Annotated in this window: 11 protein-coding genes; 4 read left to right on the top strand and 7 right to left on the bottom strand. The window is 43.8% G+C overall.

The annotated features are described in order from the left end of the window. Window positions 1-183: 183 nt before the first annotated feature. Window positions 184-534 (top strand): hypothetical protein, encoded by a 351-nt coding sequence (locus HY064_01240; GenBank protein ID MBI3509258.1) that lies wholly within the window; start codon window positions 184-186, stop codon window positions 532-534. Between the two features lie 17 nt (window positions 535-551). Further along, window positions 552-3,098 (top strand): T9SS type A sorting domain-containing protein, encoded by a 2,547-nt coding sequence (locus HY064_01235; protein ID MBI3509257.1) that lies wholly within the window; start codon window positions 552-554, stop codon window positions 3,096-3,098. Here HY064_01235 and hemH read toward each other — a convergent pair. Beyond that, window positions 3,095-4,114: a ferrochelatase gene (gene hemH / locus HY064_01230; protein MBI3509256.1), complete on the bottom strand. Its 1,020-nt coding sequence runs from the start codon at window positions 4,112-4,114 to the stop codon at window positions 3,095-3,097. The two genes, HY064_01235 and hemH, sit on opposite strands and share 4 nt — an antisense overlap. A 78-nt stretch (window positions 4,115-4,192) precedes the next feature. Here hemH and HY064_01225 point away from each other — a divergent pair, with 78 nt between their 5' ends. Further along, window positions 4,193-4,756 (top strand): ferritin-like domain-containing protein, encoded by a 564-nt coding sequence (locus HY064_01225; protein ID MBI3509255.1) that lies wholly within the window; start codon window positions 4,193-4,195, stop codon window positions 4,754-4,756. 40 nt (window positions 4,757-4,796) lie between these two features. After that, window positions 4,797-5,570 carry an alpha/beta hydrolase gene (locus tag HY064_01220; GenBank protein ID MBI3509254.1) on the top strand — a complete coding sequence of 258 codons (774 nt, stop codon included), beginning with the start codon at window positions 4,797-4,799 and terminating at the stop codon, window positions 5,568-5,570. 18 nt (window positions 5,571-5,588) lie between these two features. Here HY064_01220 and HY064_01215 read toward each other — a convergent pair whose 3' ends face one another. The 6 genes from HY064_01215 to HY064_01190 all read right to left on the bottom strand — a co-directional run bounded on the left by HY064_01215 (window position 5,589) and on the right by HY064_01190 (window position 17,063). Further along, on the bottom strand, window positions 5,589-7,007 hold the full coding sequence (locus HY064_01215) for a VWA domain-containing protein (protein MBI3509253.1): 1,419 nt from the start codon (window positions 7,005-7,007) through the stop codon (window positions 5,589-5,591). Window positions 7,008-7,101: 94 nt separating this feature from the next. Beyond that, window positions 7,102-7,494 carry a hypothetical protein gene (locus tag HY064_01210; GenBank protein MBI3509252.1) on the bottom strand — a complete coding sequence of 131 codons (393 nt, stop codon included), beginning with the start codon at window positions 7,492-7,494 and terminating at the stop codon, window positions 7,102-7,104. A 208-nt stretch (window positions 7,495-7,702) separates the two neighbouring features. Next, window positions 7,703-9,328, bottom strand: a complete 1,626-nt coding sequence (gene lnt, locus HY064_01205) for an apolipoprotein N-acyltransferase (protein ID MBI3509251.1) — start codon at window positions 9,326-9,328, stop codon at window positions 7,703-7,705. A gap of 596 nt (window positions 9,329-9,924) precedes the next feature. Next, window positions 9,925-14,943 (bottom strand): hypothetical protein, encoded by a 5,019-nt coding sequence (locus HY064_01200; GenBank protein ID MBI3509250.1) that lies wholly within the window; start codon window positions 14,941-14,943, stop codon window positions 9,925-9,927. Between the two features lie 52 nt (window positions 14,944-14,995). After that, a complete protein-coding gene (locus HY064_01195; GenBank protein ID MBI3509249.1) occupies window positions 14,996-16,075 on the bottom strand; it encodes a PorV/PorQ family protein in 1,080 nt (359 codons plus the stop codon). 52 nt (window positions 16,076-16,127) lie between these two features. Beyond that, a complete protein-coding gene (locus HY064_01190; GenBank protein ID MBI3509248.1) occupies window positions 16,128-17,063 on the bottom strand; it encodes a hypothetical protein in 936 nt (311 codons plus the stop codon). Window positions 17,064-17,076: the final 13 nt, after the last annotated feature.

Below are 17,076 nucleotides of genomic sequence, written 5' to 3'. Positions count from 1 at the left end.
TTCGGGAAAGTATGCAGGAAATGTTCTTTTATCGGGCAAAAATAGTGATTCGTCGACAGTGAATTTCTTGTTCAAAATAACATACCACATATTGCCCGCTGATCACTTGGTAATTCAGGATTTTTGATTTACATTTCGTAAGGCAAATCAAATACATAATTCAACTTTTAATAAATAAATCTCATGACGGCTAAACCAGCAGTACTTTTAATTGGAACTGTAGCAATTGCAACATTGGCTTATTTCGCAATCGGTCACAACAAAGATCATAACGGCAAGCACGATTCTTCTGCCGTATCATCTTCGAATGTGCAGAATTCGCTTAATGATGTGAATGGTAATAGCACAACTTCCAAAGCGGATAACAATAACGGATCTGATGTTCAGCATAACGGTAATGCTACCGGCGGAAATCAGGTTCAGGATGTTCATGGCCCAACTCTGAACAGAGCCGACGGGCCCGCAGTAATTCCCCCCGCACCGGACAGAAGCGCCGGCAATCCATACATGACCACAGCTAATAATCCTAAATAAATTCCAGCTAAATCGCTATGAAAAAATACTTAACTCTCAGAATCTTCGTCGCTCTTTTTTCGCTTCTTCTTTTTAGTGAAAAAGGTTTTTGTGTAGCACGCACATGGACTGGCGCTGTAAATCTTGATTTCAATAACGGTGGTAACTGGACCGGCGCCGGCGGACTTCTTGCAACAGATGTTCTCACTTATACCGGAACAGTAACTCAAACCATTACTGTAAGCGCAAGTGTAACTATTGGAGGCCTCACTTTTGTTGCCAACAGTGCAGGCGCTGTTACAGACAGGTTGGATGTTGGTGCATTTACACTCACCATCAATGGTTCTTCTTTGTTCAATGCGGTTCACATTCAGAATCCGCTCAATTATGATGTTGTTCAAGTTAACGTAAATACCGGTGGAAATATCATTTTCAACGGCTCCTGTCTTTTCCATACCAATGGAAGCGGAGACACGTATCTCACCACCGGAAATTTTGCAACCGGCGCTACTACCAATCCTGGAACCGTTTGGTTCAACGGTTACCTTGGCGTTGGAGCGTATGGTAGAACAGTCGGACTGTATGAGCCGCACATGATTTTCGATGCTGCAGGTGCACAAACTTTGAACATCAAGTGCAATGGCGGTGCTTATATGTTCAAGTCGGAGAACATGACTTTTGGTTCTGCTAATACACCTACGGTAACAGTTGACGGAAAGGGGGCGGTGTATTTCGACTCTTACGATGGAAATATGACGATCTCGGCAAATACAACCGTTATTGTTCCTGATTCTTCTCTTGTAGGTTATATGTGTCGTATGGACAGGTACAATGCTACCGGAGGAACATTCACGATGGGCGCAAATTCACTTCTTAAAACAGGATGCCCCAATGGACTTGCACCTTTCAATGGGTGGAACGTTCTTCAGAATTTTACCACCTACACATTGGCAACAACGAGTACAGTTTGGTATAATTCTACCGGCTACCAGGGAATTCATAACAATACTTATGGTAATCTGATAGTGGATGGCAATGGAAACCCGGGATGGAAATATTCCTATGGTGGTGCATATACTGTTGCCAGCGCTATGACTGCACAGGGCACATGCATTTATGGCCCATACAACGCAAGTAATCTTACTGTAGTGGGCAATACACTCATTCAAACTGCTGCGACCTGGAATGCTTCTGCAGATAATGCTGTTGCTAACCAAACATATACTTTGCAGGGAGACTATACCAACAACGCAACGTTCACCTCAGGTTCTCCTGTTGGCGTAAATACTTTCCTTTTCAATAGTGGAGCTGTCGGGCAGAATATTGGCGGATCGTCAGTAACGACTTTCTACAATTTAACCAATAATAATATTTCCGGATTCGGTTGCACGCTTACTCAGAACGAAAATGTTTCAAATGTGTGGACGCTCACAAACGGACCGGTGCATTTGAATTCTAAAACAATCACCGTTCAGAATAATGCAGCAGCCGCTATTGTTCGCACAAGTGGTTATGCAATTAGCGAAACCAGCTTAGCTACTAATCCAAGTATCATCGCCTGGGATATGGGAGCTACTACCGGAAACCACATTTTCCCATTTGGTGTAGCGGGTGTTTATATCCCGATTACTTTTAATAAAATTCCTGCTACTGCTGCTATTGTTTCAATAGCAACGCGTGCAACTGCTGCAAATGATAATCTTCCATGGGCTACAGGTGTTACACAAATGTATGATCCGAATCTCGCAGCGAGCGGTGCAATTCCGGCAACAGTCGATAGATGGTGGGATTTTAATTCAACAGCATCCATTACCGCCAATGTAACATTCTCGTATCGTGGAATTGAAAATACATTGTCGGCACCGTATAACACCGGAAATCTTGGTGCGCAATACTGGTCGGGAGGATGGTTGCCAAATAATTCCAACATAGGAAGTGCGGCTGCCGTTGGAGCGGGTGTAGGCACCGTTACAGCTAATGGAATTACAGTAGCTGCATCTTTTATGCCGTGGGTACTTTCTTCTACAACAGTTCCACTTCCAATTGAACTCGTAAATCTTGTTGCTGTTTGCACAGGAACAGGGAATGATATTCAGTGGGCTACTGCTTCAGAAACGAATAATCATTTCTTCACAGTAGAAAGGTCCGATGATGGAAATACTTTCAGTGAAGTTGCACATCTCGATGGCGCAGGAACTTCTTCCGCAGAACATCATTATTCCTACACCGATGATTATAAGAAATCAGGAACGATCTATTATCGCATCCGCCAAACGGATTATAACGGACAGTCAACAACTTCGAAGATCGTCACTGTTTCTCCGTGCATGAATACAGATGCGATGAGCGTTTACTCTTCCGAGTCCACGATCAATATCAATCTGAATGTTTCTGACGGAAATACTTACCTGATGAACATCATGGACATGAGTGGTAATCTCATCAGTTCAGATTATCTCACTGCACAATCTGGAACGAATCTTTTCCAGGTAGATAATAAAGTACCAAGCACCGGAATTTATTTCATAACGCTCACCGGTGAAAACGGAAAACGATTTACACAGCGTTTGTACCTCACGCACTAAGAATTCCGCAGAATAATTTTTTTCAACTCGTCCACCCACTCCTCGTTACTGTTGAGTGATGGGACGAGTTGAATTTTTTCACCCCCATGGGTACGGAACAATTCATGGTATTCCGTTCCTATCTCATAAATTGTTTCAAGACAATCGGCAACGAATGCCGGTGAGAACGTGAGGATTTTTTTCTTTCCTTCTTTCGCAAGACGCACGATCTCGTGATCCGAATAAGGTTTGATCCACGGATCTTTACCGAGACGCGACTGAAACGCAATAGAATATTTTTCTTTCGGAATAGAAAGCCGCTCAGCAAGATCATTTGCAGTTTGAAAACAATTGGCACGATAACAGAATTGATTTCCTGTCGTTGAAGTTTCACAACATTTTCCGAAAGAACAATTTCCGCCGCCAAGATGCGCATCACTCTTCAGGATGTGACGTTCCGGTAATCCGTGAAAACTGAAAAGCACGTGATCGTATTCACGATGGTCATATTTTTTTCCGACCGTTGTTGCTGCATCCAGGAATCCGGGAAGATGATGAAATTTCGAAATAATTTTCAATTCAGGCATCACTTCCCATTCGCGCAATTCGTTCATCAGTTTTTCCACAGAAGATCCGGTGGAAGAAGAAGCGTATTGCGGATAAAGCGGAATTGCAATAATGCGACCGACTTTTGCCCGGCTCAATTTTTCCAGCGCTAAACCGATCGATGGCGACTGATAACGCATTCCCAATTCAACAACAAATTTTTCACCAAGCGCCGACTGAAGTTTTTCTTTCAGAGTAATTCCATGAAAAAGTAACGGAGAACCATTCTCAGTCCAGATCTTGCGATATAATTTTGCCGACTTAGGTGCGCGGAACGGAGCAATGATAAGATTGATCAATAACCATCGGTTCAGAAAATTAATATCGATCACTCTCCGGTCCATCAGGAATTCGCGCAGGTATTTGCGCACATCACGCGTAGAAGGACTATCGGGCGTTCCGAGATTGATCAGTAGAACTCCTGTTTTCATGAGGATACAAATGTAGTTGCCGCGCCGGATTAATTATGTCAGGCATGTGTCGGGAAAAAGTAAATTTGGCTCTTCAATATGAAACTTCAACATCGCGAACTCACGAATCTCCTCCGGACCGCTTATTCTGCCGAGAAAGCAGCTGCATTCGCTTACCAGGGACATGCAGGCGCAGTGAAGAATGCAGATGAAAAAAAAGCAATTGCGCAGATAGAAACCGATGAGTGGGCGCATCGTAAAGAAGTGCTGAGCATCATGGAGCAGTACGGAATTCTTCCTTCGAAGTATTATGAATTCCGTTTTCATTTTGTGGGAAAAATAATTTCCGGAAGTTGTTATGTGATCGGCTGGTTCATGCCGTATTATTTTGCAGGGCGATTAGAGAGTGGTAATGTGTGTGAATATTTCCGAATGATGCAGTTCTTCCATTCGCTCGGAATTCATGATCACGATGAAATTCTGTATGAAATGGGAATGAAGGAAAAAGAACACGAAATTTATTTTCTCGATCGGATCCGCAATAAAAAAATGCTTCCGTTTTTTGAAAAACTTTTTTCATGGGGAGGAAGAAAAAGTTTCAACGATATTGATCTTGAAAAAAAATATCCTGTGGATATTTCCGACAGGTATTGCAGAAAATAATTTTCTCTTTTCTTAACCCCCGGATATTTAATATTCACAAATGACACATTCCAGGACAATCGTTTTCATTCACGGACTTTTTCAAAATCCGCATAGCTGGAAAAAATGGATAGACTATTTTTCTTCGAAAGGATATTCCTGCCACGCTCCTGCTTATCCATTTCATGCAGGCGAACCAACAGCACTTAGAAAAAATCCGGATCCCGCATTGGGAAAACTTACATTCGGCGAAGTCATCAAACATCTTTCGGATTTCATAGACAAGCTTCCGGAAAAACCAATTCTCATTGGCCATTCGATGGGCGGACTCGCCGTGCAGAAATTAATTTCACTTGATAAAGGAGTTGCAGCCGTTGCAATAGACACGGCTCCGCCAAAAGGAATTTTCAGTTTCAAATGGAGTTTCCTCAAAGCAAACCTTCCTACAGTGAATCCACTCAAAGGCGATTCCATTTGCCTGCCGGATGTATCCTGGTTTCATTATGCGTTCTGCAATACGATGACGATGATGCAAACGCAGAAAGAATTCGAAGGATATGTTGTTCCCGAGAGCAGGAATATTCCACGCAGCAGTACGAAGAAAGACGGCTTCATTGATTTTTCAAAACCACACGTGCCTTTACTTTTTATTGCTGGAGAAAAAGATCACATCATTCCTGCATCATTGAACAGAAAAAATTTCAATGCTTATTCCGACAAGAGCAGTAAAAAAGATTTCCGTGAATTTTCCGGGCGCACGCATTACATCTGCGGGCAGGAGAACTGGGAAGAAGTGGCTGAATTTGTTGCAGGATGGATCGGTGAACTGAACTGAAAAATAATTTTTCTGAAATTATCTCCTCGGTATCTGGTTGAATTTATCAGCGGGATAAGCCTGCAGATAATTCCTTACAATTTGTTTCATCATCGGGGAGTCCACCACGGAATAAAAAACCATGTCGGTGGGCGGCGCTGCAGGTTTCGATTCGGGAATTTGTTTTTTCAGTACAGCGTGCAGATTTTTTTTATTTGCAAGATTGTAGGAACTCTCCGGAACTGTATTTGCAATTTCACTCAGGTCGGCATTTTTCTGATCACCGAATTGCACGATACAAATTGTCGCATTGTTTCTGTCCATGCAGGAATCGATAAGCGCTTTTGTTCCTTTACTCAATTCAAAAATTCCATCGGTGGCCATGATCACGTGACATCGCCCGTCAACATGCAGCGAGTCGAGTGTGTGTACCACTTTCCGCAAAGCAAGATCGCCATTAGTGGCACCTTTACCTTTCAGTTTTGAAATGGCGGCATCGATGTTGTCAAAATCATACGGTTTACAGAATGGAAGTGCAATGGAAGTGTGATCGGAAAAAGTCATGATGCCAACGTAAGAATCATTCGGAAGCCCGTCGATAAAATCATACATTTCTTTTTTCATCAGTTTTAATTTTCCTTTGTCATTCATTGAATTCGAAACATCGAGCATGAAAAGAAAATAATCGGTCTTCGGTTTTTTCACTTCGTCTTCTTTTTTGCATTTGCAACTGTTATTATCGTCTTCCGAAACGCAAACATCATCGAGATAATAATAAGCGTGCATGTAAATATGTGAAGTGGAAATTGCGGTGAGCGGCCCATCGCCGAGGGCAAACGTATTTAATGAAGTGGTATCAGAAAAACTTCCGATGATGATGTAAGCTTCGTTTCCTTCTGCAGTGAATGTTCCTGAAATTCTTGTCCACCCGTCTTTCTCTGTAATGTGGCGGAATGACTGCACCTGCGGTTTCAATTCCAGTTTTTCTTTTGTTTCATTCAGGATAAGATCTTTCGAAAAATAAGCGCCGATACCGGTGGAAGCGATCTCTGCAGAGCAATCGAGCGCCACATAAAAACTCACCTGGTATTTTTTCCCCGGCTTCAAGGGTTCAGTAAGAATTCCTTCCACGTATTCTTTATAATTGCTCACACCCGGAAGTTGTACATCCATTCCGCTGATGATCGCGCACCTGCCCTGGCCTGTGTGTGCAAGTGCGATGGGAAATCCGTCGCAGGTAGAGTGATCGGAATTATAATAATCGGGAGTTGCGGGAGTGGGAGTGAACCATCCTTTTACCACTTGCCGGCCCGGAACATTTGCAGTAGGCCACGTGGTGATCGCAGGAAAAGTATCGGATTCGAACGAAGGATTGATAACAAGATTTCCGTTTTGCGCTGATGCCGCTGAAAAAAAATTCAGCAGAAAAAAAAGAAAGAGAAAAAAGAAAAATCTCATTGTGAATTTGTACGCAAATAAGATGCCGCACCTGTAAAGATTGCACAAAAAAAGAGGAGTTGCCTCCTCCTGAAAAATGAATTTATTTCAATTATCATTTCTTAACAAGCTTCGATACGCCCCAGGCAATGCCGCCTTGTATGATACCGAAAGCAATTCCGATAATAGGTCCCATAATAAGCATCATCAGGCGCGGATGTGTGGGCAGGGGCATGTGCGCATTCATGGCTAACATTTCGGGATTCAGTTTCATGTACTGCGCGTAAAAAAGAATGTGCGCCGGTGTAACCCATACACAATTTGCAAGACTCACAACGAGTCCGTGCATGAAATATTTTCCGGAACATTTTTTTACGATCACTGTTACGTTGAAAGCGATGATCGCTATCCAGACAAACAATTCGTACTTGCCGGGAAGAACGAATACAGTTGCGAAGGCCATTGCGAGGCCGATGAGCGAGAGAAGAAAAATAAGTTTCCAGTTCATGGATTTTGAATTTGTTTTATCAAATATAATTTATTTCCGGTAAATCAAAAGGTAAACGCAAGCCACAAGGTTCACAGGAAGACACAGCAGGAATTTTAAAGCGATGAAGCAACAACGCATAGCCCCGATGTGCACGCCTGCTCCGTCAGCGGGCGCAGCGGGACAGGAGTTGTTTTATAGCACAACAGATGCTGCTCCATAAAAAATTTCAGCCATTTTTTTCTTCCTTTCTGAATTTTTTCATCGCGTAACGATAGAGTGCAAATAAAAATCCGGCGAGTGTGAACCACAACATGATCTTCGCAAGGTAATCGCCGTGGCGTGTGTAGAACGTCATTCCCGCAGTGGAATTGAGCGTTGCTTTGATCACTGCCGGTTTCCAGAATTCCTGTTCCTGGTGAAAATCGCCACGCTGATCGATGAAGCAGGATGTTCCCGTGTTCGCACTTCTTGCAATACTTTTCCTGGTTTCGATAGCGCGCAATCTGCCGTAAAGTAAATGTTGCCGGTAGCCGGGAGAATTTCCCCACCATCCGTCGTTGGTGATGATGAAAATATAATCGGCGCCATTGCGCACATACTGATTCACGTAATCGCCGTAAATGGATTCGTAACAAATGACGGGGGCAATTTTTATTCCGTCGTTCTTCGAAATGAAAACTGTGCGCTCCTCCTGCATTCCGAGACTACCGGTTGAACCGCCCATGTCTATCGCATATTTTTCGAGGAAGTGTAAATATTTCGGGAATGGCATTTTTTCTACACCTGGAACGAGTTTTGATTTATGATACGATTGAATTTCTTTTGTTGCGTCGAATTGCAGCGCCGTATTGAAAATGTCGTAGTAACTATTGTCTCCTTTGTATTGCCGCGCGGTTGCAGATAATTTTTCCCCGGTTTTGAAATCATGTCCTGTTGTAGCGCCGGTTACAATTTTCAGTTTCGGATAAATAGAACTGAATGCACGAAGACGGTTTACGCTCCACGACGTTGCGATCTGGTCGTCCCACAGCGTTTCTGTCAATGCAGTTTCGGGCAGGACTACATAATCAGTAGAAGAATCTGTTTTGATCTGCGCGAGAGCGATCATGTTCTCGAGCTGCGACTGGTAATCGCCGTTGAATTTTTTGTAAGGATCCACATTCGGTTGCACGACGACGACGTTGATCGGTTTCACAATATTTTCTCTGGTGTTGAAATGATTGTATCGGAAAAGTGAAAGCACGATCGGCAAAAGAAAAATAACAAGAGCCGAAATAATAAAAGTGAGACGAAGATTCGGATGACGCAATAAAGTATTCCGGTGAACATACAATTCAAAAAGAATGGCGTTGATGATGAGGATCCATAAACTTCCGCCGAAAACGCCGGTGTACTCATACCACTGTATCCACGTGTATTGTTTTGCGAGCCCGTTTCCGAGCGTGAGCCACGGCCAGGAAAGATCCCAGTCGAGATGAAGATATTCGAAAGATATCCATACCGGGATAAAAATAAATGCGCCAATGCGTTCAGGAAGATTTCTTTTGATCTTATGATAAACGAGAAAAACAAAAGCCATGAGCAGCGCATTGCATAAAATGGCCAGCACTGCCCCGCCGGCCGATGCGTTCCATATCCACCACGTAGTGCAAACATTCCACAATAAAAAAATGAGACAGGCGTAAAAAAATAAATGCCGCGCACGAAGACGATTGTCGTTGCTGATGATGTGCTGAATCTGCAGCAGCGGAATGAATGCAATAAAAAGCAAAGGGCTGAATCCCCATGGAGGCCATGCGGCTATGAGCGCAACAACACTAAGAAAAGTGAGCAGGAATAATTTTCCGCGCATGCGGCAAAGATAGGCAGGAGTTGGGAGTTTTGGATTTTGCGTTTTGGAATAAAAAAAAACTCATTCCTTAAAATATTGATCTATGAACTTTTTTTTGAAATGGAAACAAAGTGAACCCTGCTTAAGAATACAAACGCTCATTTCCATTTTAAATTTTCTTTCGAATCCTGTCTGCTGATTTTTAAATTTTTTCAGCCGATGAAATTCGTTCGCTCTTTGTTTCCGGAATAAAATGTTTGTGTTGGTTGAGTCCGGTGCAAGAACGGGGTCAGCATTCGAATAGAAAAAGATTTTGTGGTGAACGTATTCCCATTTTCCTGAGTCGGCAAGTGCCGGTAATTTTTCTGAAGAATTGGTATAATATAAATAGGTTGAATCCGGATTGAGCTGATAATAACTTCGCAGGGTGTCATCCTGTCGAAAGCACCATTTCCCTATTGCAACAGAATTCTGACAATACACGGATGAAAAAAGAAAATCAATGCCTATAAGCAGTAAAATATTTTTAATAAAAAATTTCATCTCAGGATAAAGACGAATATTTTATGAAAAGTTGTCGCACTGAATAAATAATCTGAGGGATTTCGTATTTCGTACTATCTCATCAAATACATTTTTCCCCAACCATGATCGATGTAAGTATCCGCACCACTTTCCCTGTGATCAATCGCATCTCCGTTCAATCTTGTTATAACACGATAAAGATAAATTCCATTCGCAAGCTGATCGCCGTACTGGTCTTTTCCGTCCCATGCATATTCCGTTACATTTCTTCCGATGTGAAGATCGCCGAGTTCATCGCGGTTTATTTCGCGCACCACTTTTCCTGTGATGGTCATGATCTGTATGGTAAAAATATCAGGCACTTCATCGCCGGTGAGTGTGAAAACAAAACGTGTGGAAGTAGAAAATGGATTCGGATAATTCATCACGTTCGTGATCGTGGCGTGATTGATCACTTCGAATGAAATTTTATAATCCATGATTCCCGACTGATTGTTCGAGCGGTCCTTTGCCTGCACGATAAGATCGTACGTTCCGTCTTCGGGACATTGCGGCGTGAAAAGAATTTTGCAACTATTGTTCGGAAGTACTGCCGGTGTGAAACTAACAACTCCTGCTGTCCAACTGATGAGTTGTGCTGTACTCTGTGATGGTGTGCGCAGGAAAATATTGAAATCATTCGGATCATTCAGCGCGAGAAACTGGTTCTCATCTTTCAGTGTAACGAGGATCTGGGGTTTGCCGCTCACAATATCATTGTTCATGATGTGCACGCCATCGAACGTCACATCCAGCAAAGGATTCGTTTTATCGCTCGTTACATTGAACGGAACCATGATCACGTTATTGAAGTGATATTGCTCGGGTTGTGTTGTAGCATAACCCACAGGATTTACTTCCATCCACAATTCATTGGCGCCTACATAAGTGGTGGTGCTGAACGTAACAGTATCCGCTTTCCAGCTGTACGGATTGAACGGGCCCGCCTTCAGTTGCTGTGGAAGATTGTGAGTATTGTGATTTGCATCAACGATCCAGTATTTGTAAAGGAAAGTGTCGTTTGCAAAAGCCCACGGTGTAAGGTTCTGCACGGCAACAATTAATTTTCCGTTTTCACCTTCCTGCATCGTGTCGCGGTAAAAACTGAAATCAACAGGAGGATTCAATGCAAGATCGGGCGCGGGCGAGTACAACACGTGCCAGCGGTCGAGTTGCGGGGGCGTGTGCGACGTATCATCACGCATGCGTGCAACGAGCCGGATGTAAGGATACGTTTGCGCGTCAACAATTGAATTCAGGTTAAGAACAGAAGTTGTCGTTTGTGAAAATCGCGTAATGTAAGTTTCTGTTCCCGCAGCGTTGTAACCGTAAAGATCAACATAAGCGCTGTCGTAATCGGGAGTTTCGAATGCGTGTTCTTTCCAATAGAAAGCGCCCCAGTTCGATGCCGGGCCAATTTTTGGCGACTGAACAAATCCTGTATTCCAGTGTGTCTGAAAATTTGTGTTGAAATTCAAAACAGAATTCTGCGCTGTGCCAACGGCTTCCTGTGTTGGAGTACTGGCTCCTTTTTTTCCCCAGATAATATAGGCAACGGTGTCAGGAATTATTCCTGCGCTGAGTGAAGAAGGGCCGATCTGTGAAATAGAATTCCTTACTCCATTTTCAAATTCCATGGCGTGATGATAATACTGGCTGTAAATAAGCACGTAATCTCCATTGGGAATACTGTCAATGAATCGCCGGATATTATCGCGCGATGTGGAATCTCCATCACCGAAATCATAAGCATTCAAGGTCTGATCCGGTACACAAACACAATTATTGTAAGGAGGAATGGGGCCAAGAACCGGTGAAGAAAAATTCCACGGTTGCCCGCTCACAGAATCGATCACCGCCACCGTTACCCCTCCGCCTGCGCAAGCGAATACGCAGGAAAAAATATGTTGCGTACTTCCGTTGAGTTTATACCACACTTCATTCCACGGCACCGCCACATTGTAAATTCCATCTTTCACACTCAGGTTGACCATGTTGTTCACGAAATCAAATTCACGCAGGTTCCGGTTGAGCGTCACATACTGGTAGCCGTCATTCGTGAATTGAAAAATATGATCCTGTCCCCATCCCACCTGGTTAGGAATGCACTGGAATGAACTTTGTCTCCACATGAAAATGTCATTCGCATTCAGCGAATCGGGACTCACTCTCCAGAAATAAACCACGCTGTCTGTTGCAGGGGAGAATGAAAAAAGATTCGGTTGTTGCCAACTGATCACGCCGCCTCTTGCCGTCACGGTATAAGATTGTTTGAAGAGAGAATTGAAAAGATCGGTGGTGTCAAGCTCAAAACGATAAGTGGTAAGTGGCTCCAGCGGATTTACAGAGCATGCTTTTAAAGTGATCGTATCCGAGGGAACAACTGCGAATTCATAAGGATACACAGGGAGAATTGCACTTCCGTGAATGAGCAGATCCACATCGGGAATTGTAGTGTTGTTGTCTTCACGCATTTCATCAATGTGTCCGAAGAAATCGACGGTGATCTTTATTGTGTTCAATCCTACGCCGCGTGAATTGTCAACGGGAATCCGGAACATGATCGTATCGCGGAATTTAGGCGCTGCTATTTGCTGAAAATAAGAAACCGTATCTCCATTGGGAAAACGGCGTTTCATTTCCACGATGAAAGAATCATTGATAGCGCGGCCAATGTTGGTGATCTGTGCATACACGTAAACAGAATCGGGTTGTGTGAGCTGATCGAACCACACGTTGGCATTCGTAATTTCATAATCGGGTTTCGGAAATGAATTGATCACGACAGCAGGATCTCCCTGCAAAGTCATGTTGAGTAAAGTGGTGCGCAATGAAACTCCATCGGTGTAATTATTCTCCGCATTGTTTACCGTCCACTGCATACATTTTCCAATGGGCTGTCCATACTCTGTTTTACCAATGGCTTCGTATAATCTGCGTGAGTACACATCGAGAAATGTAGAAATGCCAATACTCACCGTGGCAATGTAACCGATGGTTCCTTTGTGGTCGAGAAAAGTAAATGCTTCACTCGAACTTATTGTGGGTTGATGAATATCTCCTGCGAAACAACTGTTCGCGATCACGAGCGGATATTTTCCATTGTTGTTGTAAGTGGATGGATCATCAATGCTCTGATCGAAACCGGTGCCGGATGCGTGGCCGAAAAATGTCATGATGGAAACGCCGTCTTCAATGCGCTGACGAAGTGTATCGGACTGGTTGATTTGTATTGGTGCAGTGGAAGTTTTCAGATAGGTCTGCACAATTCCACCGAACAAAGTATCAGTGATCGTGTCGGCATACGCTGCAAGATAAGTTGCGAACTGTTGTTGTTCCCCGGTTGTTGTTCCTCCTCCGAAATGCAAAACATATTTCATCCAGTCGGCAGGCGTATTGCTTTCATACTGGATCACTTTCTGCAGGTACATATTCACCGAAGCAGAATCTCGTGCGGCAATTCTGCCGGTGGCGATCGCAGGTTCGTATCGTGTTCCGTTCAAACCGGCCGTGATCATATTATCACTCGACGGATATCCGAAAGTGGGAACAAGACTCTGCTGAAAATATCCGTTGATGCGTTGTATTTCCATCGACATGGATTTCCCGATGAGCAGAAGATCCTGGGGCGGACTCGGATAATTGTGAATGAGAAAATCGCAGAAGCGGCGCATTCCCAATGGAGAACCGGCAACTCCATAACCGAACTGATCATAAAGATCACTCACATTTGCCATCACCACGTTGTGCGCACCGCCTGCACCCGCGCGATACGTGCGGTACTGATCGGCTGCATTCCACAAGGAATAGTTCGTGATGATAATGTAAACAGAATCGGCGGCGCTGAGCGAATAATCCACAAAACTTCCGTTTCCATTCACAGCAGTAATCGAAGAAATAAAAACAGCGCCGGAATTTGGGGCAGCTACAAATGGTTTTTCACTGCCGTTTCCATTGGCCACGAGAACAGAATAAGTGCCGGAATTATTTACAGCGTCAATGCGCTGGTGATTGAACAGATCGTAAAAACGAACGGTTCCCGATCCGCCCATGTTGGTCATCGGAACGAGCGCTTTCGGCCCGCTCATATTATCCGGCAAAAACCCTTCGAAAATAATTCTTCCTTCCATATCGAACGTGTGCGGATATTTCAGATCCACGTAAGCAACTCCTGTACGTCCCGAAGAAACAGAGGCAACACTGTTGATGCTGCTCACTGTAAAGTTGGTTGTGCTGGAAGACAACGTGGACGGATTGAATGAAAAATATTTTTTCCAGACAGAATAACCATCGTAAACCGTATCGAACGGAGAACCGAGCGCCGGAAAATTTATCTGCAATTCATTGTCGTTCGGAGTGGACCAGTCATTGGAAGCAGAGCCGACCTTCATTTCTACAGTTGCATTGGGGCCGAGGTTCCACGCATGTTGCGAGTTGAGCGGAATGGCTGCCGACTGGCCATAATAGAAAGTTGTGTTATAATACCCCTCACCATCCAGAAAAAGCGGATCGGTCACTCCATTCGGATCTTCAACGCCATCGAGGTATTCTGAATTTCCTGCATAAATTTCTTCGTCGGTGAAATAGTTGGAAGGAGTATATGCACTGAAATTGGTATCGACCGGCGCAGTAAAACGGCGATTAGTGATGGAAGAATTCCACGTGATGAAATAAACAGAAGTGTCGTTATACAAACTGTAAAACGGGTCGAGCTGGTTTGAAGCTCCGCCGTAAATGGAAGTATCGTTTGTTCCGTCATTTCTTTTTCCGAAAAATTCCAGATAATCACCGGAATTGAAAACGCCGTCAGTGTCACCTTCCACCCAGATGTATTGTTCCGTTCCATTGTAAAAAACCTGGAAATTCCTGGGATCAATTGCAGCAAGTGAATTTCCTGTTGCTGCTACTGCATTCGCCATGGTGGTGGAATCAATGCGGTAAATTCCATCCCACACTATTTTTACTTTGAGATATTTTTGCGAATAGTTGATCCACTCATTTCCATACGTCTGTGCGGAAACGCTGCAAACAGAAAAAAGCAAAATGAAAAGTGTAAAGTAAAGTCGCTTCATGCAGGGTTATTCATAATGTTAAGCATGCGGCAGGGAGAAATGCCGCAAAGGATCAATGCATTTTTTTATCGAGATCGAATTTCAGGGAGAAGATATTCGAGTACAACGCTACCGACTGATCGCCGATATCAGTGAATGCGTAGTCAATGGTTATTTTTTTAAGGTGAATTCCCACTCCGAAATTCGGCTGGAACGTGGTCACATCTTTTCCGAAAACATCTTTTGCGCGCTGAATATTTCCGACACCACCGCGCAGAAAAATAATATTTTTAAAACCGGCTTCTATCCCCAGGCAGGGTTCCATGCTCCAGCTTCCCGCGCGCACAGGAACATTTCTTCTTCCGTCGAACGTATTGATGAAATCTATTTCGCCACCTACAGAGAATTTTTTCGATTTACCAACGTCCACTTTTTTCGCAGCGCCCATAATGAGTCGCGGTAAAGTAAGTTCCAGTCCGTTCTGCGGAATTGCATTTCCTGTTGCAAGAAAAACATCCTGCATATCCTGGCTGAGATTGAAACTCCACGCATTGAAAGTGGAAGTTACATCACGCACCACGGCGCCGAAGCGAATTCCCCTCCAGTCGTATTGCGCGCCTGCATCAATTCCGAATCCCCATGCGCCGGCAAAATCGCCGATCTTTCTCCTTATAATTTTTACGTTCGCGCCATAATTCAATCCTGCGATCGGGCCCTTGCGTGCGTAGGAAAAAAGAAATGCATAATCCTGCGCGGAAAATTTAGTGATGCGGTCGTAATCAATATTTCCTCCGGCATCAATGAGTTGTGTCGTATTCGGAATATCATCTACTGCAAAACGAAGAACGCTGAAACCGATAGCGCTGCTCGAATCGAGTTTGTGTGCAAATGCACCGTAATCATATTTGGCAATAGAAGCAAAATATTCGGCGTGCTGCAAACCGATCTGCAGATTTGTTTGCATGCCCATGAGTCCCGCCGGATTCCAGTAACCCGCCGTTACATCATTTACACTCGCAACACTCGCATTCGACATCGCGAGCGATCGCGCGCCCACACCTATAGCGAGAAATTCATTGCTGTATTTCGGCGCCTGTGCAAAGGCATTGAAACCGATAGAAACCAGGAAGGAAAAGAGAAGGGTTTTTCGCATGAGATTACTGAATATAAATTTACGGGAATTGTTTGACCTCTGCAATAACGATTCAGGGCCGGATATATTGCGCCAGATCGTGCGAAAATTGCTGTGAAAAACGAAGCGATCCATAGCGGGAAAGATGATGCAGGTCGGTAAAATTGGTTTTATCGTAACAAGGAGGCGAAAGGTGGTAATCGAATGTTTTAATACCGGATGCAGTGGCGATCGAATCAAGATGAGCGATCAGTTGTTTTTCATTGGTAATCGAATTCGAAAGGCGATAGTAAAGCGGCGAATAAACGAAGATCAGTTTAATATTCTTCGCTTTGCAGGTTTGAATAATGCGCTCGAGACATTTCCACGAAGATGATTTGAAAGAAATGACCGTTGGAATAACCGACATGGTATCGAGATCTCCTTTGTACGTTACCGGTATGGGAGAATAACCATCGTGAAAAGTGGTATCGTATTTCGAGGGCTGGTTGAAAAAACCACGCAGTGAATTGTCGAGGTATTGCGTTCCCATATAGGGAAGACTGTAAAACGGAAAATACCTGAACGCAGTGAAACGCGGATCGCTCGCCGAGAAATCTTTGTAAAGTGCAGGGTTGGACAAATAGGGGAAATAAGAGGGAAAATTCGGAATGGAATCGTCGGGCGCGTCGAACATGTGATAATCCATATTCAGGATGACAAATTTTGGCGGCGAACTTTTTTCGAGATATGCATCGAGCGCTCCTTCTATGAAAGGCATGGTGGCGCCGAGCAATCCTGCATTGTAAACAGTGAGATGAGTGGAATCGCTGATAATGTCGGGACGGAAATGCGATTCTGCCCTCGAAGAACCGATGATGAGCACATTGTAATTATTTTTCTGGAGGAACAGTCGGTTATATTTTTCGAATTGCCCGCGTGTGTTCATGCGTATGCCGATATATTCTATTTCCCGTACAGCATAAGATAGGAGAATAGCAGAAAAGATATACAGGAGTGAACGCTTCATTTCAGTTGTCAGT

The sequence above is a fragment of the Bacteroidota bacterium genome (assembly GCA_016194975.1).
Classification (GTDB): domain Bacteria; phylum Bacteroidota; class Bacteroidia; order Palsa-965; family Palsa-965.
The sequence above is the reverse complement of the archived record's forward strand: the minus strand, read 5'-3'. Positions and strand labels throughout refer to the sequence as shown.

Coding starts and splice junctions, on each gene's coding strand:
- HY064_01240 (MBI3509258.1), top strand. CDS start 184: ATGACGGCTAAACCAGCAGTACTTTTAATTGGAACTGTAGCAATTGCA.
- HY064_01235 (MBI3509257.1), top strand. CDS start 552: ATGAAAAAATACTTAACTCTCAGAATCTTCGTCGCTCTTTTTTCGCTT.
- hemH (MBI3509256.1), bottom strand. CDS start 4,114: ATGAAAACAGGAGTTCTACTGATCAATCTCGGAACGCCCGATAGTCCT.
- HY064_01225 (MBI3509255.1), top strand. CDS start 4,193: ATGAAACTTCAACATCGCGAACTCACGAATCTCCTCCGGACCGCTTAT.
- HY064_01220 (MBI3509254.1), top strand. CDS start 4,797: ATGACACATTCCAGGACAATCGTTTTCATTCACGGACTTTTTCAAAAT.
- HY064_01215 (MBI3509253.1), bottom strand. CDS start 7,007: ATGAGATTTTTCTTTTTTCTCTTTCTTTTTTTTCTGCTGAATTTTTTT.
- HY064_01210 (MBI3509252.1), bottom strand. CDS start 7,494: ATGAACTGGAAACTTATTTTTCTTCTCTCGCTCATCGGCCTCGCAATG.
- lnt (MBI3509251.1), bottom strand. CDS start 9,328: ATGCGCGGAAAATTATTCCTGCTCACTTTTCTTAGTGTTGTTGCGCTC.
- HY064_01200 (MBI3509250.1), bottom strand. CDS start 14,943: ATGAAGCGACTTTACTTTACACTTTTCATTTTGCTTTTTTCTGTTTGC.
- HY064_01195 (MBI3509249.1), bottom strand. CDS start 16,075: ATGCGAAAAACCCTTCTCTTTTCCTTCCTGGTTTCTATCGGTTTCAAT.
- HY064_01190 (MBI3509248.1), bottom strand. CDS start 17,063: ATGAAGCGTTCACTCCTGTATATCTTTTCTGCTATTCTCCTATCTTAT.